The 21,076-nt window shown below is 58.9% G+C and carries 15 protein-coding genes; 7 read left to right on the top strand and 8 right to left on the bottom strand.

Translation table 11 applies throughout. The features are described 5' to 3' along the window. The first annotated feature begins 4 nt into the window (after window positions 1–4). The gene (locus EI969_RS25980) at window positions 5–1,546 is read left to right on the top strand and encodes an alkaline phosphatase (protein ID WP_160390269.1); all 1,542 of its coding nucleotides are present in this window, start codon (window positions 5–7) and stop codon (window positions 1,544–1,546) included. 129 nt (window positions 1,547–1,675) lie between these two features. Here EI969_RS25980 and EI969_RS25975 read toward each other — a convergent pair whose 3' ends face one another. Together EI969_RS25975 and EI969_RS25970 are read right to left on the bottom strand one after the other, a co-directional pair. Next, on the bottom strand, window positions 1,676–4,204 hold the full coding sequence (locus EI969_RS25975) for a sulfite reductase flavoprotein subunit alpha (protein WP_160390268.1): 2,529 nt from the start codon (window positions 4,202–4,204) through the stop codon (window positions 1,676–1,678). Window positions 4,205–4,462: 258 nt separating this feature from the next. Next, window positions 4,463–6,787 carry a TonB-dependent siderophore receptor gene (locus EI969_RS25970; RefSeq protein WP_160390267.1) on the bottom strand — a complete coding sequence of 775 codons (2,325 nt, stop codon included), beginning with the start codon at window positions 6,785–6,787 and terminating at the stop codon, window positions 4,463–4,465. Between the two features lie 206 nt (window positions 6,788–6,993). Here EI969_RS25970 and EI969_RS25965 point away from each other — a divergent pair, with 206 nt between their 5' ends. Both EI969_RS25965 and EI969_RS25960 read left to right on the top strand, forming a co-directional pair. Then, on the top strand, window positions 6,994–7,674 hold the full coding sequence (locus EI969_RS25965; RefSeq protein ID WP_160390266.1) for a Fe2+-dependent dioxygenase: 681 nt from the start codon (window positions 6,994–6,996) through the stop codon (window positions 7,672–7,674). Between the two features lie 30 nt (window positions 7,675–7,704). Further along, window positions 7,705–8,436, top strand: a complete 732-nt coding sequence (locus tag EI969_RS25960; protein ID WP_160390282.1) for a tetratricopeptide repeat protein — start codon at window positions 7,705–7,707, stop codon at window positions 8,434–8,436. Window positions 8,437–8,598: 162 nt separating this feature from the next. On the opposite strand, the gene EI969_RS25955 is transcribed toward EI969_RS25960, so the two are convergent. Next, window positions 8,599–9,762: a type III PLP-dependent enzyme gene (locus tag EI969_RS25955; RefSeq protein ID WP_014716890.1), complete on the bottom strand. Its 1,164-nt coding sequence runs from the start codon at window positions 9,760–9,762 to the stop codon at window positions 8,599–8,601. 404 nt (window positions 9,763–10,166) lie between these two features. Between EI969_RS25955 and EI969_RS25950 the strand changes: the two genes are divergently transcribed. Continuing rightward, window positions 10,167–10,415, top strand: a complete 249-nt coding sequence (locus EI969_RS25950; RefSeq protein ID WP_160390265.1) for a hypothetical protein — start codon at window positions 10,167–10,169, stop codon at window positions 10,413–10,415. On the opposite strand, the gene EI969_RS25945 is transcribed toward EI969_RS25950, so the two are convergent. Genes EI969_RS25945 through EI969_RS25930 form a run of 4 tightly spaced genes read right to left on the bottom strand, consistent with a single transcriptional unit; the run spans window position 10,412 to window position 13,835 of the window. Further along, entirely contained in the window at window positions 10,412–11,569 is a 1,158-nt protein-coding gene (locus EI969_RS25945; protein ID WP_160390264.1) for a betaine/proline/choline family ABC transporter ATP-binding protein, read from the bottom strand. The genes EI969_RS25950 and EI969_RS25945 overlap by 4 nt on opposite strands. After that, window positions 11,566–12,219: an ABC transporter permease gene (locus EI969_RS25940; RefSeq protein ID WP_160390263.1), complete on the bottom strand. Its 654-nt coding sequence runs from the start codon at window positions 12,217–12,219 to the stop codon at window positions 11,566–11,568. The genes EI969_RS25945 and EI969_RS25940 overlap by 4 nt, the downstream gene beginning before the upstream one ends. Before the next feature lie 12 nt (window positions 12,220–12,231). Next, window positions 12,232–13,125, bottom strand: coding sequence for a glycine betaine ABC transporter substrate-binding protein (locus tag EI969_RS25935; protein ID WP_160390262.1), 894 nt, complete (start codon window positions 13,123–13,125; stop codon window positions 12,232–12,234). A gap of 20 nt (window positions 13,126–13,145) precedes the next feature. Continuing rightward, the gene (locus tag EI969_RS25930) at window positions 13,146–13,835 is read right to left on the bottom strand and encodes an ABC transporter permease (protein ID WP_178120831.1); all 690 of its coding nucleotides are present in this window, start codon (window positions 13,833–13,835) and stop codon (window positions 13,146–13,148) included. A 466-nt stretch (window positions 13,836–14,301) separates the two neighbouring features. Between EI969_RS25930 and EI969_RS25925 the strand changes: the two genes are divergently transcribed. From EI969_RS25925 to EI969_RS25915, 3 genes are all read left to right on the top strand, one after another. Continuing rightward, window positions 14,302–15,885: a peptide chain release factor 3 gene (locus EI969_RS25925; RefSeq protein ID WP_060541686.1), complete on the top strand. Its 1,584-nt coding sequence runs from the start codon at window positions 14,302–14,304 to the stop codon at window positions 15,883–15,885. Between the two features lie 322 nt (window positions 15,886–16,207). Further along, complete coding sequence (locus tag EI969_RS25920; protein ID WP_160390261.1) at window positions 16,208–16,465, top strand: hypothetical protein; 258 nt, start codon at window positions 16,208–16,210, stop codon at window positions 16,463–16,465. A gap of 467 nt (window positions 16,466–16,932) precedes the next feature. Continuing rightward, on the top strand, window positions 16,933–20,247 hold the full coding sequence (locus tag EI969_RS25915) for a dermonecrotic toxin domain-containing protein (RefSeq protein WP_160390260.1): 3,315 nt from the start codon (window positions 16,933–16,935) through the stop codon (window positions 20,245–20,247). A 113-nt stretch (window positions 20,248–20,360) separates the two neighbouring features. On the opposite strand, the gene EI969_RS25910 is transcribed toward EI969_RS25915, so the two are convergent. Next, the coding region (locus tag EI969_RS25910; RefSeq protein ID WP_160390259.1) for a dipeptide ABC transporter ATP-binding protein at window positions 20,361–21,076 on the bottom strand (716 nt) is incomplete at its 5' end.

The following is a 21,076-nucleotide window of genomic DNA, read 5'->3' as shown; positions in this document are numbered from 1 at the left end:
CGCCATGAGCGATTTCAACCCCGGGCGCCGTCGTGTCGTTCAAGCGGTCGGCGCCGGATTGTTGCTGCCAGGGCTGGCGCCGGCGGTGATCGCTTCGCTCAAGGATCGGCCGCAACTGACCGACGGTGTGCAGTCCGGCGACCTGCTGGGCGACCGGGCGATCATCTGGAGCCGCTGCGATCGTCCTGCGCGGATGGTGGTGGAGTGGGACACCCGCAGCCTGTTTCCCAACCCTCGGCGATTCGTCTCGCCCCTGGTCGATGCACACACTGATTTCACCGCCCGGATCGAACTCACCGGGCTGCCCGCCGACCAGGCGATTTTCTATCGTGTGCAGTTTGAAGACGCCCTGAGCGGCGTTGCCAGTGAGCCCTGGTTCGGTCACTTGCGCAGCGTGCCGCAAACCCGGCGCGACATCCGCTTCGTGTGGAGCGGCGACACGGCCGGCCAGGGCTTCGGCATCAACCCGGACATTGGCGGCATGCGCATCTACGAGGCGATGCGCCGGCGTCTGCCGGACTTTTTTATCCACAGCGGCGACACCATTTACGCCGACAACCCGATCCCGGCGCAGCTCAATGCGGAAGGCGGGCGGGTGTGGCGCAACATCACCACCGAGGCCAAGAGCAAAGTCGCCGAGACCCTCGATGAGTACCGCGGTAATTACCGCTACAACCTGATGGACGAGAACATCCGGCGCTTCAATGCCGAGGTCCCGCAGATCTGGCAGTGGGACGACCACGAGGTGCTGAACAACTGGTCGCCCGGCAAGCAGCTGGATGCGCGCTACCAGAACAAAGATATCCACAGCCTGGTGGACCGCGCCCGCCAGGCCTGGCTCGAATACGCGCCGATGCGCCTGCAGCGTGCCGATGGTGGCGGGCGAATCTATCGCAAGCTCGGTTACGGACCGCTGCTGGATGTGTTCGTGCTGGACATGCGCAGTTATCGCGGGGCCAACGACGACAATCTGGGCGAGGCCAGGCCGTTTCTCGGGCGTGAGCAACTGGACTGGCTCAAGCGCGAAATGCAGGCCTCGAACGCGCAATGGAAAGTGATCGCCGCCGACATGTCCATCGGCCTTGGCGCGCCTGACGGCGAAGTCAGCCCCGGTGTCACGCGGTGGGAAGCGGTGGCCAACGGCGACCCCGGCCCGGCGCAGGGGCGCGAGCTGGAAATTGCCGAATTGCTCGGCTTCCTGCGGGCCCGGCAGGTGCGTAATTTCCTGTTCCTGACCGCGGAAGTGCATTACTGCGCCGCGCATCATTACCACCCGGATCGGGCGTCGTTCCAGGACTTTGAACCGTTCTGGGAGTTCATTGCCGGGCCGTTGAATGCGGGCAGTTTCGGGCCAGACTTGTTGGATAAAACCTTTGGCCCTGAAGTGATATTCGAGAAGGCATCCCCAACGCAGAACGCCTCGCCGTTTGCCGGGTTTCAGTTTTTCGGCGAGGTGAATATCGATGGGCAGAGCGGGGAAATGAGGGTGGTGTTGCGCGATCTGGATGGAGTGTCTGTATTCGAGCAGAAGCTGCAACCGGTTTGACTGACTCTGGGCCTCTGTAGGAGCGAGCTTGCTCGCGATGAACCTGAGGATAACGCTCTCATCCAGAATGAACGCATTATCGTTCACGACCATCGCGAGCAAGCTCGCTCCTACAGGGCAACAGGGTGATCAGTAAACGTCTCGGCGGTAGCGGCCCTGTTCGATCAGGCGCTCCACTTCGGCGGCACCGAGCACCTCGTTGAGCACCTGGTCCACGCCTGAAGCCATGCCTTGAAGGCTGCCGCAGATATAGATCACCGCACCGTCCGCCAGCCACTGCTTCAGCTGTTCCGCCGATTCACGCAGGCGATCCTGTACGTAGATCTTTTGTGCCTGGTCACGTGAAAACGCCAGGTCGAGGCGCGCCAGGTCACCATTGATCAGCCATTCCTCCAGCTCCTTTCGGCACAGGTAGTCGTGCTCGCGATTACGCTCGCCAAACAGCAGCCACTGACGTTGCTGACCATCGGCAATCCGTGCCTTGAGCAGGCTGCGCAACCCGGCCAGCCCCGTGCCATTGCCCAGCAGGATCATCGGCACCGGTTGGGCCGGCAGATGGAAACCGCTGTTGCGCCGCACGCGCAGGCTGATGGAGCTGCCCACAGGCGCGTGTTCGGTCAACCAGCCGGAACCCACGCCGAGATTGCCGTCGGCATGCACTTCCTGGCGCACGATCAGTTCCAGCATGCCATCGGCCGGGATCGACGCGATGGAGTACTCGCGCATGGCCAGCGGCACGAGGGCCTCGGCCAGCGCTTGCGCGTGCAGGCCGACCAGATGGGCGCGGTTCTCCGGCAGTTGGCGGCTGGCCAGGGCCTGTTCGAGGGTTTCCTCCAGGCCGTTGAGCTGCACCTTGGTCTCACCGTGAATCCCCAGGCCGTCGAGGAAATGCTCGATGGCCCACGGGCAATTGCGCGGCAACACTTCCACCAGATCACCGGCCAGCCAACTGCTGGTGGTTGGCGCATTGAGGCCCAGCAAGTACACCGGGGAGCCGCTGCTGTCCGGGTTCAGCCGTTCACGGCGGGCCAGGGTCCAGTTGTCATAGCTGGGCGCTTGCCAGGTGTCGACGGGGGCATGGCCGGTCAGCAGGCCCAATTGCTGTTGCCAGTGGCGCAGCGCGTAAGGATCGCCGCTGTCGACTTCCACCGGAGCGAACAAGGTCTTGCCGCCGTGTTCGCCGAGCCAGCTGTGCAGGCGTTTGGCGAATCCGCAGAAGTGTTGGTACTGCCGGTCACCGAGGCCGAGGACCGCATAGTTCAGGCGCTCCAGGCTCGGCGAGCGGCCCAGAACCTTGCGTTCGAACCCCCTGGCGCTGTCCGGCGCTTCGCCGTCGCCGAAGGTACTGACGACGAACAGTGCGTTGCTCGAGCCCTGCAAATCCTGCTCGCTGACGTCCGCCAGCGGCTGCACCTTCACCGGTAGCCCAGCGGCCTGCAATTGTCCGGCGGTCTGCCAGGCCAACTGCTCGGCGAACCCGCTCTGGCTGGCGAACCCGATCAGCCACGCCGGTGCGTCATTCGCTGGTGTCACAAGACCCTGGCGAGCGTCCTTGATCTGGCGTTTTTTGCGGCGACGATCCAGGTACAGCAACCAGCCGGTGATGAAAAACAACGGCATGCTCAGCGAGGTGACGGTCAGGATGATGCGTCCCACGATGCCGAAGTAACTGCCGACGTGCAGCGCATAGATGCTGGTCAGCAGTTGCGCCTTGAGGGGCTTGTCGCTGTAGCGATCGACCCGTTTGACCACGCCGGTGGTCGGGTCGAGGGTGATCTGGTTCAGGGCGCGGTCATGCGGCGAGGTTTTCAGCAGGAAGTAAACGGTCGCTGGCTGGCCGGCCACTGGCGGCATGCGCACGTTATAGGAACTGAGTTGCGGGCCGGCCGCGCTGTAGATGCTGCTCCACATGGCCGCGTAATCGGCTGTCGGTGTCGGACCTTGCGGCGCGGGGCCACGTCCGCCGCGAACGCGTTCGTTTTGCGGTGAATCAGAGAGCAACCGGGTCAGGCCCTTGTTGTACCACTCGTACGACCAGGACAAGCCGGTCAAGGCTGCCAGGAGGTAAAACACCAGGCACCAGGTGCCAGCCACCGAGTGCAGGTCCCAGTTGAAGCTGCGGCCCTTTTTCTTCCAGTCCAGGGTCAGCCAGGCGCGCCAGCTTTTCCATTGGCGTGGCCAGCGCAGGTACAGGCCGGACAGGCAGAAGAACACCAGGATCAGGGTGCAGGCGCCGGTGATCTGCCGACCCGTATCGCCCATGGCGAGGAAGCGGTGCAGTTGCAGCATCAGGCCGAAGAAGCCCTGGCCGGAGGCATCACCGAGGAACTCGGCGGTGTAGGGATCGAAGTAGCGCATCTCGCCACGGCGCTCACCCGGTGGCGGGGTGAACCACACCTTGGCGGCATTGCCGCTGTCGGTTTCCACGGTGAGCATCGAGACTTTCTTACCCGATGCGGCTTCGATGTGCTCCACCAGTTCGACAGGTGGCAGCACGCCGGCGACCTGTTTTTCGACCTGCAACACAGAAGGGTTGAGCGCGCTCAGGATTTCATCCTGGAACGATACCATCGCCCCGGTGATGCCCATCAGGGCCAGGACCAGCCCGGCGCTGATGCCGAAAAACCAGTGCAACTGGAACAGGGTTTTCTTCAACACGTCGCTCGCCTTGTTCGTTCAATTTGATTCATCACGGCGCGCATTATGCCGTGGGGTTGTCGAGAAGCATTCTTTTTTACGCACAAAGGCCCCGTTCACGGTATGAACGGGGCCTGCGCCAACACCGACCTCTGTAGGAGCGAGCTTGCTCGCGATGAACTCAAGAACGACCTGGGGTTTCAGGCTAACCGCGTCATCGTTGAAGACCATCGCGAGCGAGCTCGCTCCTACAGAAGAGGTTGCGTAGTCAAATTTCCATCAGAAGTGGAAGTTGGTGCTCAGCAAAGCGGTACGACCGGCCGCCTGATTGGCGAAGTGAGTCGAGAACGCCTTGTCGTAGTAGGTTTCGTCGGTCAGGTTCTGCACGTTAAGTTGCAGGTCGACGTTCTTGCTCAGCTTGTAGGCTGCCATCGCGTCGTAACGAACGTAGGAATCAACCATGGTGGTGTTGGCGACGTTGCCGAATACGTCATCGACATAGAACGCACCGCCGCCGATGGTCAGCTTCGGCGTGACCTGATAGGTCGTCCACAGGCTGGCACTGTTTTTCGGCGTGTTAGGCAGTTCGTTGCCGTTGTTGATCTTGTTTGCCGGCAGGTCACCACCATCGACTTGCTCGCTGTCCATGTAGGCGTAACCGGCGAACACTTGCCATTTGTCGGTGAGCTTGCCGCTGGCCGACAGCTCGACACCTTGAACGCGGGTTTTACCGGCGTTTTCATAGGTGGTGGTGTTGGTCTGCACACGAGCGTTGTCTTTCTCGGTGCGGAAGATGTCGGCGGTCAGCGACAGACGATCGTTCAGCAGGTCCCACTTGGTACCGATTTCGTAGTTCTTGGTGGTTTCCGGCTCCATGTCGCTTTTCAGCAGGTTGCCGTTGCGATCCGGTGTGCCACCCAACGGGTTGCCTTCCGAACCTTCGCCAAGGGTGTTGCCCGGCGGAGTGGCGGACGTTGCGTAGGACGCATAGATGCTGCCGTTTTCCGCTGGCTTGTACACCACACCGAACTGACCGGTGACGAATTCGCTGGTGTCATCGCCCTTGGACGTGGTCACGCTGGAACTGTTGTAGGTTTTGTAGTCGGTGTCGAAGTGGTCGTAACGCAGGCCCATGTTCACCAGCCATTGCTCGGACAGCGTCAGGGTGTCGAACACATACAGCGCGTAGGTGTTGGCCTTGGTGTCGGTGCCGGCATAGTTGCGCGAGATGGCGCCGTTCCACGGATCGTTCGGAGTCGGGTTGGACAGCGAGGTGCAGTTGTAACCGCTAGGCGCGCCGATCAGTGCCGGCGAGCAGTTGGTGGTCACCGCTGGCGTTCCCGGCGTGGTGTCGGTATTGACGTTGTACGAGGATTTTTCGCTTTCCTCGTGGGTGTATTCGACGCCGGTGGAGAAGCTGTTCTTGAAGCCGGCGATGTAGACATCACCAAACAGGTCGGTCTGGTTGGTGGTGGTCTCGGTGTTGCTCACGCGGGTATTCGCGCGGCGCCAGACGCTGCCGTTGTTGACGTTGCCTTTGCTGTCATCGGGCTGGGTCAGGATGTAGTCCTGCATGCTGGAGCCGTGACGCAGGGTGTTCTTGATGGTCAGGGCGTCACTCAGGTCGTGCTCGATGGCGAAGGTGGCCGTGTCGGTGCGACCCTTGCGGAAGTCGCGGTCGGTCAGGCCATAGAAGTTGCTGCTGTCGCCGCCGTCGTTCGGCTTGTCCGGGTTGGCCTTGGTGCGCGCGGCCGAACCTGCGGCCGGGATGGAGTACGGAATGCCCGAATCCGGCGTGTCGTTGCTTTCGAGGTGGTAGTAGTCGAGGTTGACGCGAGTGTCCGTGCCCAGGCCGAAGGCCAGGGACGGTGCAACACCCCAGCGGTCGTAGTCGACGCTGTCACGCCCGGCGACGTTGCTCTCGTGGCTCATCAGGTTCAGACGGCCGGCGGCGGTGTCGGTGAACTGGTAGTTGCCGTCGAAGGTGTAGCGCTGGGTCTGGTCGGAACCCCAGGTGAAACCGCCGTCGAGCGAGTCGCCCAGGTGCGCTTTCTTGCTGACCAGGTTGATGCTGCCACCGGCTGCGCCACGGCCTCCGATTGCGGAGTTCGGGCCTTTGCTGACTTCGATCGATTCAACGGCGAAGATCTCGCGGCTCTGGGAGCCGGTATCGCGTACGCCGTCCAGGTAGGTGTCGCCCTGGGCGTCGAAGCCGCGGATGAACGGCCGGTCGCCTTGCGGGTTTCCGCCTTCACCGGCACCGAAGGTGATGCCTGGAACGGTGCGCAGCGCGTCCTGCAGGTTCATCGAACCGGTGTCTTTCAAGACTTGTTGCGGAACCACGGTCACCGAGCGCGGCGTGTCGATCAGTGGCGCGGTGTACTTGGGCGAGGAGGCTTTCTCGACGTTGTAGGTTGTCTCGTCCTGGGCTTCGCCGGTGATGGCGGTGGCGCCCAGCGAAATCACATTGTCCGGTGCTTTCCCGTCGGTTTTTTCCGCCGCGAAAACCATGTGGCCCGCAGACCCGGCAGTAATCGCCATGCCGATGGCCGATGCGAGCAAACGTGGTGAACTGACCGGTACTTGTGGTTGTTGACGCGACATTTGAATTCCCCTCCCCAAGGATTTGAGGCGGCGGAATATAGGGTAAATACGTATTCGTAACAATTGCGAAACATTACTATTCGCACTGAATTTACATTCTTTACAATTTACCCTTACGGTTTTTGCTGACTCATTCGTCTGCCGGGTTTTACATTGGCAATAAGAATCAATACCATTGACGTCCCTTTGTTTTCAGGTGTCTTGTCATGCTGCTGCACATTCCCGGCCTGTTCGCAAAAGACGAGGTGCAGCGCATTCGCGAGGTTCTGCAGCAGGCAGACTGGGCCGATGGCAAGGTCACCGCCGGCTACCAGTCGGCCAAGGCCAAACACAATCTGCAGTTGCCTGAAGGGCATCCGCTGGCCAAGGAGATTGGCGCGGCGATGCTGGAGCGGCTGTGGAAAAATCCGCTGTTCATGTCGGCTGCGCTGCCGCACAAGGTTTTTCCGCCGCTGGTGAACTGTTACACCGCCGGGGGCAGCTTCGATTTCCATATCGACAACGCGGTGCGTCAGCCCCAAGGCAGCATCGAGCGGGTGCGTACGGATCTGTCCGCGACGCTGTTCTTCAGCGAGCCCGAGGATTACGACGGCGGCGAGCTCGAAATCCAGGACACCTTCGGCACCCAGCGGGTGAAATTGCCTGCCGGTGACATGGTGCTGTACCCCGGCACCAGCCTGCACAAGGTCAACGCGGTGACACGCGGAACGCGATTCGCCTCGTTTTTCTGGACCCAAAGCCTGGTGCGCGAAGACAGCCAGCGTGCCCTGTTGTTCGAGATGGATGGGGCCATCCAGCAACTGACCCGTGATGTGCCTGATCATCCATCGCTGATTCGCCTGACCGGTACGTATCACAACCTGTTGCGTCGCTGGGTCGAGGTGTAAGTGGCGGATTTTCGTTTACGCCGCGAGGAAATGCTCGACGGCGAGCGCCTGCGCGCGATGCTCGACGAAAGCCCGGCCCGCGCGGCCCAGGCCATCCTGATCGCTGCACGTGAAGGGGAGGTCGAAGCCCAGGCCTTGCTCGGGCAGATTTTGCTCGACGGCCAGGGCATCGCCCGGGACCAGCCGCTGGCGCTGCGCTGGTTCGGCATCGCCGCGAACCAGGGGCACCTGATGGCGCGCAACATGCTCGGGCGTTGTCATGAACACGGCTGGGGTTGTGTTGCCGATCCATCGCTTGCCGCACGGCATTATCGAGTTGCGGCGCAGGCCGGGCTGGATTGGGCGATGTACAACTACGCCAATCTGCTGGCGACCGGGCGCGGGGTGGTTGAGGATCCGCTTCAAGCGCTGAATCTCTATCGCCGTGCAGCTGAGTTGGGTCATGCGAAATCGATGAATCTGTTGGGACGGTATCTGGAAGAAGGGCGGGTCTGTCCGGCGGATCCGGCGGCGGCTCGTAACTGGTATCGACGTTCGGCCGAGGGCGGGGATTTTCGCGGGCAGTTCAGCTTTGCGGCGGTGTTGACCGGCGAAGGGAATATCGAGGATGCATTGGTCTGGCTGCGCAAGGCGTTGGCCGGTGGCAACCTGAATTTTTTGCGGGTGGCGAGTCAGGCGTTGATGGGCGCGACCGATCCGAGGATTCAGGCGCTGGCCCACGAATTCCATCATCGAGTCGTCGAATTAACCCGAGTCTCTTGAGCCTTTGTGGGAGCGAGCTTGCTCGCGATGACGTCATGACATTCAACATCAATGCTGACTGACCTATCGCCATCGCGAGCAAGCTCGCTCCCACAGGGATGTGCGTAGAAAACAAAAAAGCCCATGACGCGTCATGGGCTTTTTGTTTTCAGCGTGGTGTATTTACACGTAGAACGACTTCAGCGGCGGGAAGCCATTGAACTCGACGGCGCTGTAGCTGGTGGTGTACGCACCGGTCGACAGCCAGTACAGGCGATCACCGATGGCCAGGTTCAGCGGCAGGCCGTACTTGTAGTTTTCGTACATGATGTCGGCGCTGTCACAGGTCGGGCCGGCGATGACCACTTCTTCCATCTCGCCTTTTTTCTCGGTCCAGATCGGGAACTTGATGGCTTCGTCCATGGTTTCGATCAGGCCGGAGAATTTACCCACATCCGTGTACACCCAACGCTCGACGGCGGTGCGGGATTTACGCGCAACCAGTACCACTTCGCTGACCAGGATGCCGGCGTTGGCGATCAACGAACGGCCAGGTTCCAGGATGATTTCCGGCAGATCGTCACCGAAGTCTTCCTTGAGGAAACGGATGATTTCTTCAGCGTAGGTTTCCAGGCTGTTGGTGCGGGTGATGTAGTTGGCCGGGAAGCCGCCGCCCATGTTGATCAGCTTCAGGTGGATGCCGTCTTCTTCCTTCAGGCGTTCGAAGATCACTTTGACCTTGGCGATCGCTGCGTCCCAGACGCTGATGTCGCGCTGCTGCGAGCCGACGTGGAAGGAGATGCCGTAAGGCACCAGGCCCAGGTCGCGGGCGAGGATCAGCAGGTCCATGGCCATGTCGGTCTGGCAGCCGAATTTGCGCGACAGTGGCCAGTCGGCAGTGGTCGAGCCTTCGGTCAGGATACGTACGTAGACTTTCGAGCCCGGAGCGGCCTTGGCGATGTTGCGCAGGTCGGCTTCGGAGTCGGTGGAGAACAGGCGCACGCCCTTCTCGTAGAAGTAACGGATGTCCTTGGATTTCTTGATGGTGTTGCCGTAGCTGATTCGGTCGGCGCTGACGCCGCGGTCCATGACCTTGTCCAGCTCGTAGATCGAGGCGATGTCGAAGCTCGAACCCTTGTCTTTCAACAGGTCGATGATCTCGACGGCAGGGTTGGCCTTGACCGCGTAATAAACTTTGGCGAATTCGAAACCGGCGCGCAGGTCATCGTAGGCCTGGCTGATCATCGCGGTGTCGATCACCACGAACGGGGTTTCTTGCTTGTCGGCGAACGCCTTCATTTTGTCAAAAGTGGCGCGCGCGAAATAATCTTCGACGTTGATCGACATGCTGGGAACTCCTACCTAAGGGCAAACTAATTTGATCAATGGGTGCAAATGAACGTCCTCCGTATCCCCACTTTGGTTCGCCTACTTCCCAAGGCATGTCGCCGAAAGCAAAAAGGCCATGGGAAGTGCAGCTTTCCCTTGGCCTTGCTGTCTCGTCGTCAGTACTTGAGCCGGATGGATCGTTTCCAGCATGGACGTTCGGCGCGAACTTTAGGGCGTGAGGGGCTTGAGATCAACAAAAAATGTCGCGTTTTTGCACGCTTCTGACGTGCGTTACGTTCTTCACTCGTTGTAACCGACTCAGATGACAGTCGGATGTTCCCGAAGAATTCTGAAGTGTTAAAAATACCTGCACGTTCGATGCTTTTGTGCGCTAAGTCGCTAGGAAGTACGATGGCGACAATATGGGCGAAGTTTGCCTCGAGAAGGTCGTTTCGGGGCGTTTTTTGGCTTTTGTGACAGGTGTTTATGTGTGGTTTGTGTCGCAGGGCGTGTTGATATTTTTTTCCGGTCTGTTCATCACAAAAAAAATGGCCAACAACGACATTTGTAGGAGCCGGCTTGCTGGCGAAAGCGATTTTGCAGATGAAATCCCTATCGTCTGGCCTACCGCTATCGCCAGCAAGCCGGCTCCTACAGATTTAGAGTCTTAACTGATGACCGCTTCGGCCGGTGACACGATGCTGGTCTTCATCCCCCGCGACCGGCCTGAGCTCAAATAAGCCGCAATCGACTCCTGTGTCACCTCTCCCAAAAACACCCGCTCGGCATCCATCACCGGCAACCACGCCCTGTTGAACTCGTACATGCGCGACAGCAGGATGCGCAAATGCTCGTCGTACGCTGCCGTGGCGTTGAACTCGCGTTGGTACTGCGCACAGGTACCGGTCTGACGGTGCAGGTCGCGACGTCTTACATAACCCAGGGCTTTGTTCTCGGTGCAGGTCACCACCACGTAACGGCGGTCGTGTTCATCCATCAACTCCAGCGCTTCGGCCACCGGGGTTTGCGGGCTGACGGAGGGCGCGTTGTCCGCCGCGTCTTCGGCCTTCACCAGCAACAGGCGTTTGAGCGTGCTGTCCTGGCCGACGAAGTTGCTGACGAATTCATCCGCCGGATGCGCGAGCAGCGTGTCCGGGTGATCGATCTGCAACAGCTTGCCGGCGCGGAAGATCGCGATCTTGTCGCCAAGCTTGATCGCCTCATCGATGTCATGGCTGACCATGATCACGGTCTTGTTCAGCGCCCGCTGCATTTCGAAGAACTCGTTCTGGATCATCTCGCGGTTGATCGGGTCGACCGCGCCGAACGGTTCGTCCATCAGCAACAGCGGCGCATCGGCCGCCAGTGCGCGAATCACGCCGATCCGCTGCTGCTGGCCACCGGACAACTCCCGTGGATAGCGATGCAGATACTGCTTGGGTTCGAGCTTGATCATGCTCATCAATTCGCGGGCGCGGTCGTGGCACTTCTGCTTGTCCCAGCCGAGCAGCTTCGGCACGACCACGATGTTCTCCTCGATGGTCATGTTCGGGAACAGGCCGATCTGCTGGATCACGTAGCCGATGTTGCGGCGCAGCGTCACTTCGTCGAGGCCGGTGGTGTCTTCGCCGTTGATCAGGATCTTGCCCGAGGTCGGCTTGATCAGGCGGTTGATCATTTTCAGCGTGGTGCTCTTGCCGCAACCCGATGGCCCGAGGAACACACAGATTTCGCCTTCATTGACGGTCAGGCTCACCGAGTCCACGGCTTTCACGTCTTTGCCGTTGCTTTGGAAGGTCTTGCCGAGGTTTTGAAGTTCGATCATTTCAGGAGTCCTTTTGGAGTCAACGAGCGTTGCAGCACTTGCAGCATGAGGTCGGCGATGATCGCCAGCACACTGACCAGCACGGCGCCGACAATCAGCATCGACATGTCGCTGCGGCTGATGGAAGCGAGGATGAGCACGCCCAGGCCGCCGGCGCCGATGGTGGCGGCGATGGTCATGACGCCGATGTTCATGACCACGGCGGTGCGTACGCCGGCGAGGATCACCGGCACGGCGATGGGCAGCTCGACCATGCGCAGGCGTTGGCCGAAGGTCATGCCGATGCCGCGCGCGGCTTCGCGGATGCCCGGTTCGACACTGGTCAGCGCGAGGTAGGTGTTACGCATGATCGGCAGCAGCGAGTAGAGGAACACGGCGGTGATCGCCGGCATCGGACCGAGGCCCTGACCGAACTTGGAGTAGAACGGCAGCAGCAGGCCGAACAGGGCAATCGACGGCACGGTCAGCAGCACCGTGGCGCTGGCCTGCAAGGGGCCAGCGAGGCTCGGGAAGCGCGTCATCAAAATGCCCAGCGGCACACCGACCAGAATCGCCAGGGTCACGGCAATACCGACGAGGGTGATGTGTTGCCTCGTCAGATGCAGGACCAGTGGCCAGTCGAGATGGGAAAAGGCGTTCAGGAATTCCATGACTTTTCCTCCTTAATTGATCGGGTGTTGGCGCAGGAAATCGGCGGCAACGGTTGAAGGGCTCTGGTGATCGACATCGACCCGCGCGTTGAGCTCGCGCATGGTGTTGTCGTCGAACAGTTCGGCCAGCGGCTTGAGTTGTTCGACCAGTTGCGGATGCGCATCGAGGTAGGCCTGGCGCACCACGGGCGCTGCGGTGTAGTCGGGGAAGTAATGCTTGTCGTCTTCCAGCAGTTTCAACTTGAAAGCGTTGAGGCGACCGTCGGTGGTGTAGACCAGGCCGGCAAACACCTGGCCGTTGCGCAGTGCGGTGTAGACCAACCCGGCGTCCATCTGGCGGATGTTCTTGCGGGTCAGGTTCATGTCGTACAGCTTGACCATGCCATCCAGTCCGTCCGAGCGGTTGGCGAACTCGGTATCCAGCGCCACCAGATTGTTGGTCTTGGCTTCTTTGCGCAGCACCGTGTTCAGCTCGCTGATGGTGTTGATCTGCGGGTATTGGTCCGCGACGTTCTTCGGCAGGGCGAGGGCGTAGGTATTGCTGAATTTCGACGGAGTGAGCCAGACCAGGCCTTTTTTCGCGTCGAGTTCTTTCACCCGGGCGTAGGACTGTTCGCTGTCGAGTTTTTCAGTGACGTGGTTGTAGGCCACCAGCGAAACGCCGGTGTATTCCCAGAGCATGTCCAGCTGGCCGCTTTCATGGGCGCTGCGGGCCAGGTTGCTGCCCAGACCACCGGTCACTTGCACTTCGTAACCTTTGGTGCGCAGGTACTGCGAGGTGATTTCCGCCAGCAGGGTCTGTTCGGTGAACACCCGGGCGCCGATGCGGATAACCGGTTTTTCCGCAGCCTGGGCAAATCCTGCGCACAGCAGGACGCAGCCTAGTAAAAAGCTTGATGTTTTCATGACGATTCCTTTGCCGGGGCTTAAGACGGGCGCAAGCCGCGTTCGAGCCAGAGACGGCTGGCGAGTGTCACCAGTCCATCCAGCAACAAGGCCAGCAGCGCGGTACACGCGGCGCCGAGCAACAGTTGCGGCTGATTGTTCAGGGCGATGCCGGGGAAGATCAGGCTGCCGAGACTGTTGGCGCCGATCAGGAACGCCAGCGGCGCGGTCCCGACATTGATCGCCAGCGCCACGCGCACGCCACCGATAATGATCGGCACGGCGTTGGGCAATTCGACTTTCCACAACACCTGGCGCGGGGTCATGCCGATGCCGGTGGCAGCTTCCTTGAGCGAACCCTGGACGTTTTTCAGGCCTTCGTAAGTGTTGCGCACGATGGGCAGCAACGAGGCGAGGAACAGGGCGAAGATGGCGGGACCGCTGCCGATGCCGAGGATGCCCAAGGCGATGGCCAGGACGGCCAGAGGCGGAACGGTGTTGCCGATATTGAAGAACTGCATGAAGCGCTCGGCGCGACCGACCATGGACGGGCGGCTGAGGAGGATGCCGGCAGGAATGCCCACGACAAGGGCGGCCAGCATGGACGCGAGGACGAGAATCAGGTGAGCTTGCAGGTAAAACAACAAATCGTCGCGGTAGTGTTCGATCGTGTTGATGCCGATCCATTGGATCAGCAGGGCCAGAAGGGCGATTACCAGCGCGCCTCCCATCAGCCCTTTGCCATAGCGGATAGCCACAGGCGGACTCCTTTTTTCAGTCGGCGAACAGATTTTCGTGTGGCAACGCCATTCCTGGCTGCCGAAAAAATGATCGCGATAAGCAGCTCTTGCCGAGCGCGCTTCACTGTAGGAGCGAGCCTGCTCGCGAAAAACGTCCAGACAACGCGTACCTTCAGGTACCCAGCGTTATCGTTGGCGTCCATCGCGAGCAGGCTCGCTCCTACAGGGGTGCGCGTACGGCATATCGAGCCATGAGCACAGCCTCGTCAGGCTGAATTGCAGGTGTTTCAGGCCCCCGACGAGTGGTCGTTACGGGGGAGTGGACGTCTCCGTGACTTAAAAGGTTCCCATCTGAAGCAGCATTTGGCCACCCCTAATGTGCTCAACGGTTCGGTTCTTCCATCAACTTGGGCTATAATCTGCGCCCTTTTTTGAATCACCTGCCAGGCGATTTCCCATGACCAAACAGGCCGCCGAAGTCGCGAAACGCCGCACTTTCGCCATTATTTCCCACCCCGATGCCGGTAAGACCACCATCACCGAGAAACTCTTGCTGATGGGCAAGGCGATTGCGGTAGCCGGTACGGTGAAATCTCGTAAATCCGACCGCCATGCCACCTCCGACTGGATGGAAATGGAAAAGCAGCGGGGTATTTCCATTACCACGTCGGTCATGCAGTTCCCGTATCGCGAACACATGATCAACCTGCTCGACACCCCGGGCCACGAAGACTTCTCCGAAGATACCTACCGCACCCTGACGGCGGTGGACTCGGCCTTGATGGTGCTCGACGGCGGTAAAGGTGTAGAGCCACGGACCATCGCCCTGATGGACGTCTGTCGTCTGCGTGACACGCCGATCGTCAGCTTCATCAACAAACTCGACCGTGACATCCGCGACCCGATCGAACTGCTCGACGAAATCGAAGCGGTCCTGAAGATCAAGGCGGCGCCGATCACCTGGCCGATTGGTTGCTACCGCGACTTCAAGGGTGTTTACCACCTCGCCGATGACTACATCATCGTGTACACCGCCGGTCACGGCCACGAGCGCACCGAAACCAAGATCATCGAGAAGCTCGACTCCGATGAAGCCCGGGCGCATCTGGGTGATGAGTACGAGCGCTTCATCGAGCAGCTGGAACTGGTGCAGGGCGCCTGCCACGAGTTCAACCAGCAGGAGTTCCTCGACGGTCAACTGACCCCGGTGTTCTTCGGTACCGCACTGGGCAACTTCGGTGTCGACCACGTACTCGACGCCGTCGTTGATTGGGCGCCGCGCCCACTGGCGCGCGTGGCCAACGAGCGTACCGTGGAGCCGGTGGAAGAGAAGTTCTCGGGCTTCATCTTCAAGATCCAGGCGAACATGGACCCGAAACACCGCGACCGCATCGCCTTCATGCGTATCTGCTCCGGCAAGTACGAAAAAGGCATGAAGATGCGCCACGTGCGCACCGGCAAGGACGTGCGGATCGGCGACGCGCTGACCTTCTTCTCCTCTGAGCGTGAGCAATTGGAAGAAGCGTTTGCCGGCGACATCATCGGCCTGCACAACCACGGCACCATCCAGATCGGCGACACCTTCAGCGAAGGCGAAGTCCTGGGCTTCACCGGCATCCCGCACTTCGCTCCGGAACTGTTCCGTCGCGTACGCCTGAAAGACCCGCTGAAATCCAAGCAACTGCGTCAAGGTCTGCAGCAACTGGCCGAAGAAGGCGCGACCCAGGTGTTCTTCCCGGAGCGCAGCAACGACATCATCCTCGGCGCCGTCGGTGTGCTGCAGTTCGATGTGGTCGCCAGCCGCTTGAAAGAGGAATACAAGGTCGAGTGCTCCTACGAGCCGATCACCGTTTATTCCGCGCGCTGGATCGAATGCAGCGACAAGAAGAAGCTTGAGGAATTTTCCAACAAGGCCGTGGAAAACCTGGCACTGGACGGCGGTGGTCACCTGACCTACCTCGCGCCTACGCGGGTCAACCTGGCGTTGATGGAAGAGCGCTGGCCGGACGTGAAATTCCGTGCGACGCGCGAGCATCATTAAGCGCTGAGTTGAAAATCAAAAACCCCGTTCGCGAAAGCAGCGGGGTTTTTTATTGCCTGGCGCAATTCCCTGTAGGAGCGAGCCTGCTCGCGATGGAGGCTAACGATGACGCGCCCTTTCAGGATAAACGCAGCGCGGCCGAGATCATCGCGAGCAGGCTCGCTCCTACAGGAGTCGTTGGGAATAACCCCTATTCCAAACCGGTCTCTAAACCCGCTGCATTTTCCTTCGCGCCAGAGCATCCAATCTGGAGAACCCGGCTGATCGGAACTAGATTTGACTCAGCGCCAGACAGGCACTCTACGAAAGGAAGGAATCGGCTATGAACAGGTTGTTTCGCGTTTTACTGCTGTTGAAGGTGATGGTGATGCTCTCGCTCGGAACTTCGCTGGCGTGGGCCGAGTGCGTCGATCACGGGGAACAGGCTTCAAGCGGGCAGGCGGGTTACGCGGGGTTGATGCTCGCCAAATCCGAATCGGAGCCGGGAGATCAGGGGCAGGGTGGTGCTGACAACGACGACGACTCGACCACAGACGAGCCGGACTCTGATGATGCCGATGAAGGCGACAGCCAGACGTAAATTTCAGACAAAACAAACCCCTTCTTCCGGACCCTTGTAGGATTTCCATCACACTGCAGACAACCGTCGATCAACTCCACTTGGGAATAATCATGCTGTGCGACAGGAATGACGACACTGCCGAAGACCAGGTCTGTCCTTTTAGTTTGAACACTTCTGGATATAGACCGTGTGTCGTGTGACAAGCCTGTCAGCACAGCCCATGAGTCACCGACAGGATTCAAACAAAACAGCCGGGTGTTCGAAACTCTAAGCAATGACAGTTACTTTTCTGCAAAAAAGCGAGATTGCGGTGTTCAAGGGCATATGCAGATGCTCAATCGCAATTGTGTAAAGCAAAAGCGCGCAGTGACTCTTTTGTTACCCTTCATTCCGTTCACGATAAATGAACTGCCAGTCTGCTATTGCTTTCCTTGGACGCAGGTATTGCGCCTGTTTGCTCACATTCCATGGAAGGAATCCCGGAAATGCCTAAAAACACTCCTGATACAAAAAATCGTTACTCGCCCTTTGGGCTGGTGCACGCAATCAACCAGCAGTTTGCGGCACGGCCTACATTACGCACCGTAGCCAAACAAACTCTTCAGCGCTTGCTCAGCGAGCGCTGTCCTGAACTTGACGTTGACGTTGACGTTGACCTCCTCCTGATTATTGACCTTTCGCAGAAATCGCCAGACGAAAACAGTCGACGTATACCTTTGCTTGATGAACTGCTGGAGGTATTTGCCCAAGGTCGCCTCGCAACTTACCCGCAAACTCGATATCTACTGGCACAGATGCCCAGTGCCCGTTCAACAGTTGTGCCCAACATACCGACAGATACCATTGCAGACATCATCAACAGTGCCTGCGAAGCAATGATTGGCGACTTGCAACAAGCACTGATGAGTTTTTGGCAAGAGCCCGCAAGCACGGGCAAAAGCCGATGGTTGTGGCTTGCAGACGTGCTCAAGGACAATCTGTCATCCAACGCCCTGAACTCCAGCAACCCCTGGCGACTGGACGAGGAACTGCGCGCGACCCTGCTACAAGTCGTGGCCTGCCCCGACAGGACACAGCGACAGGCACGTTACGGGCAAGACCATGCCCGGGCTTGCATCATCGAAGTCACTCTGGATGCCGCACACCATCAACTTTCAATGCCCTACCCAGCTTTATTGATCACCCGGACAATGATCGACCATGAGCTGATTCTGCTTTATGAGCCCTCTGGCAAGATACTGATCTTTCAAACTCTGGAAGGACTCGCGACAGAGATAGGGCAAAAACTGAACCGCCGCTGGGTGCTTGATGGGCTCCAGTGGCAGCGTCTGGAGCCTGATGGAAATATTTTTGACTGCCTGACCCAGGTATTATTCGAAGATTGCTTGAATCAGCTGAACAATGTGCAGTTACCCGTCGACCAGATGTTCGACACAGTGGAGCAGCAGTTCGCTCACTTGACCGATCTGAGCGTAGATTTCGACTTGGGTTTGGCGCAAGACAACAGCGCGCTTGTTCGTATACAGGAGACGATGCCCGACTGGTTGCAAGACGCCTCAGACAGCGATCGCTTCACCTATCGGCAATACCTCACCACGCTAGCTGCAACTCATCAAGAAAACAAAGGGCAATCCTTCTTTCAAGATATCGAACCGATACGCCAGTTTACCGAACGGGTCCTGCAAGAACGGATCCGACACGACCACCATGACACTGCTGCGTCGTACATTGCCCCGGCTGACATTGAACTGAAGATCGCCGTCGCTCATGGTGTGCCGGGGGGGTGGGGGTGGATCGAGCCGGTGTATTTGAACCTGATCGACTTTGCCCTGGAAAACCTCATAGGCCTGCCAGGCGGAAAAATCACGGTCCGCAGCCAGACTGGGCGGGCTTTGCCCGATTGGCTGGATGGGGACTATCTCAAAGAGCTGGTCCAAAACGTCGATATCGGTAAAACCTATCCTGAAACACTCAGGCGGCATCTGATCGATAACAAGATGGAAGTTCAGGCAAGAACGAAAATATATGCCTGTCAACTGCGCACTCAATTGCCGATGTTAGCTCTGGAAAACAAAATCAGGCGCACCTGCGGTTTCACTGAGTCGGGCTTTCGTTATGTCGCCGCCGTAATGAGCAACCACCCCGATGATCCAGTGGCAGGACAGGTGATCGTTATCAAATCACTCACGCTATATGGAGGAGTAGTACCGAACATGTTTGTCATCGGCTCGCGTGACAGCGAAGCCGGCCCGCATATTCTCTACCGCCCGCTCTACCCTGAGTCGTTGATTGAATACCCCTCATTGGCAGCGTTGCAGGAAGCGATAACGCAATCAGGTGAAGTCAGGGATAGCATCGACACTTGGTATGAATCGATTTTTGTCAGTGGTCCCATTGAGAGCTATTTAACGAATGTACCGATCTTTGCCGGTTCTGGTCTCATTACTGGCTATATGAAGTACAAAAGTCTGGATTTGGTACCCTCTGAGGAACTGCGCGGTGATATTTTCCAGGCTTTGTTCGCTGCCAACAGCCAGGCACTGGTCGAGCTCGCGACAGTAACAGCGGTTTCCAACGCCGATAGTCGTTGGGCATTGTTCAAAAAGGGTGGATGGCTGATCTTCGAATCTATCCTGCCGCTCTTGACCGGCCCGGCAGCGGTCGCCGGCTGGCTGATACAATTCACCGTCAGCCTCAATGATGATCTGCGGGCGCTGCAAGATAAACGTGTGACAGATAAATCAGTCGCCGTCATCGATCTTTTGCTGAATATCGGCATGGTGCTTCTGCACTCTCCCCGCCTATCGAAGCTCTCGGTAAAGGGTGAAGAGCCCGCCGAAATACCTGTGCAAGATGTGCAAGAGAAGTTGGCAGCGGAACAGCTGGTCATCGAAGAAACAGACGCTGCGCCGCCAGGTACTCCCGTTCATTTCGATTCGGCACTGACCGATTTTTCATGGTCGACGCCCCGGCAGAAGCTGTCTCCAGGTCAGATTCGGTGGCTCGATAATTTCAAAGTCGAAATGCCGAAAGAGCTCGAAACTCCGGTTATCCAAGGACGCTATAGAGGGCTTTACCGCTATCAGAACAGATGGCATGCGTTGATCGATGGACGTCTGTTCCGGGCATCCATCGAGGAAGGGGTGGAAATGGTCATTCACCCGATCGATACCGGAGTTCCCGGTCCGTTTATCAGACGTGACGGTACGGGACAATGGTCGATCGATACCCGGTTACGGTTGCGTGCAGGCGTAAGGCAGGGGAAGCGAGCTGCAGGCACTCCCGACGATGGCGCATCACCACCGGCAAAAAAAACTGCAGGGCCGTTAAGACACTACGACCCATTTCCCGCTGTGACGGAAAAGGAGCTGGCACCCTCTGACTGGCCTGAACACATGTATCACTATGTCAATAAAGAGAAACTCGGACGCTTTCGCGCGGAAGGTGGCGCATTGCTGGATAACTCGACAAACAATGCCTTTGGCAAGCCCCAGCGCGGGTATGCCGGCTTATACGTCACCGATCTCGCGCCGGACGCCATGCCGCTCCAGAAACTCTCCGAGACCATCTATGGAAAAAACCCCTATAACGTCACTTCGCGAGCGACCAAGATTCAGGCCTGCTTGAAACTGAGCCCTGGAAAGAACGCTGGTGCCCTTAAGCTCTACAAACTTGAAAGCTCCAAATTGTCGGATCATATCTATGTACTGAGGGGTAATCCCGGCGACATGTCTCTAAGAATAAAAGCTTCCCTTTTCGGAACTGGCATCACTATTCTGGACGATCTGATCGAGTTTTGAGTCCGTTGCAATATCTCGACAGGCAAAAGAAAACCCCTCCTCCGTCGATTGATACGCAATCGAAAGAGAAGGGGTTTGCCTGATTCAAGTGCGCCTCGGTGACCGAGGCGTTTTTATGCCGCGCCGTCGAGGAATTGCTCGGCGTAGTGGCAAGCCACCTGGCGCCCGTCGAGCAGGCGCAGGGCCGGCTCTTCAGTGCTGCAACGTTCGGTGGCGTACGGGCAGCGCTTGTGGAACGCGCAGCCGGGTGGCGGGTTCAGCGGGTTGGGCAACTCGCCGACGATCTTGATTTTCGGTTTGTTCGGGTCCGGGTGAATCGTTGGCGTTGCCGACAACAGGGCCTGGGTGTAAGGGTGCAGGGGGCGTTCGTAGATGGCGTTCTTCGGACCCATTTCCACCGGGCGACCGAGGTACATCACCATCACGTCATCGGCCACGTGTTGCACCACCGCCAGGTTGTGCGAGATGAACACGTAGGCGGTGTTGAACTCCTGCTGCAGGTCCATGAACAGGTTCAGCACCTGGGCCTGGATCGACACGTCCAGCGCCGAGGTCGGTTCGTCCGCGACCAGCACTTTCGGTTGCAGCATCATTGCGCGGGCCAGGGCGATCCGCTGGCGCTGACCGCCGGAGAACATGTGCGGATAACGCTGGTAGTGCTCGGGACGCAAGCCCACCTGCTTCATCATCGCCTGGACTTTCTCGCGACGTTGCGCGGCGCTCAGGTTGGTGTTGATCAGCAGCGGTTCGGCCAGCTGGTCGCCGACTTTCTGCCGCGGGTTCAACGAGGCGTACGGGCTCTGGAACACCATCTGCACGTCTTTGCGCA

It is taken from the genome of Pseudomonas sp. PB101 (genome assembly GCF_009764265.1).
GTDB lineage: Bacteria > Pseudomonadota > Gammaproteobacteria > Pseudomonadales > Pseudomonadaceae > Aquipseudomonas.
Note: the sequence above shows the minus strand (reverse complement) of the source record. Positions and strands in the feature narration are given on the sequence as shown.

Excerpts from the sequence above, each read along its gene's own strand:
- EI969_RS25940 (WP_160390263.1), bottom strand. The coding sequence starts at position 12,219 with ATGGAATTCCTGAACGCCTTTTCCCATCTCGACTGGCCACTGGTCCTG.
- EI969_RS25960 (WP_160390282.1), top strand. The coding sequence starts at position 7,705 with ATGCTCGACGGCGAGCGCCTGCGCGCGATGCTCGACGAAAGCCCGGCC.
- EI969_RS25915 (WP_160390260.1), top strand. The coding sequence starts at position 16,933 with ATGCCTAAAAACACTCCTGATACAAAAAATCGTTACTCGCCCTTTGGG.
- EI969_RS25965 (WP_160390266.1), top strand. The coding sequence starts at position 6,994 with ATGCTGCTGCACATTCCCGGCCTGTTCGCAAAAGACGAGGTGCAGCGC.
- EI969_RS25955 (WP_014716890.1), bottom strand. The coding sequence starts at position 9,762 with ATGTCGATCAACGTCGAAGATTATTTCGCGCGCGCCACTTTTGACAAA.
- EI969_RS25945 (WP_160390264.1), bottom strand. The coding sequence starts at position 11,569 with ATGATCGAACTTCAAAACCTCGGCAAGACCTTCCAAAGCAACGGCAAA.
- EI969_RS25935 (WP_160390262.1), bottom strand. The coding sequence starts at position 13,125 with ATGAAAACATCAAGCTTTTTACTAGGCTGCGTCCTGCTGTGCGCAGGA.
- EI969_RS25925 (WP_060541686.1), top strand. The coding sequence starts at position 14,302 with ATGACCAAACAGGCCGCCGAAGTCGCGAAACGCCGCACTTTCGCCATT.
- EI969_RS25970 (WP_160390267.1), bottom strand. The coding sequence starts at position 6,787 with ATGTCGCGTCAACAACCACAAGTACCGGTCAGTTCACCACGTTTGCTC.
- EI969_RS25980 (WP_160390269.1), top strand. The coding sequence starts at position 5 with ATGAGCGATTTCAACCCCGGGCGCCGTCGTGTCGTTCAAGCGGTCGGC.
- EI969_RS25920 (WP_160390261.1), top strand. The coding sequence starts at position 16,208 with ATGAACAGGTTGTTTCGCGTTTTACTGCTGTTGAAGGTGATGGTGATG.
- EI969_RS25930 (WP_178120831.1), bottom strand. The coding sequence starts at position 13,835 with ATGGGAGGCGCGCTGGTAATCGCCCTTCTGGCCCTGCTGATCCAATGG.
- EI969_RS25950 (WP_160390265.1), top strand. The coding sequence starts at position 10,167 with ATGGGCGAAGTTTGCCTCGAGAAGGTCGTTTCGGGGCGTTTTTTGGCT.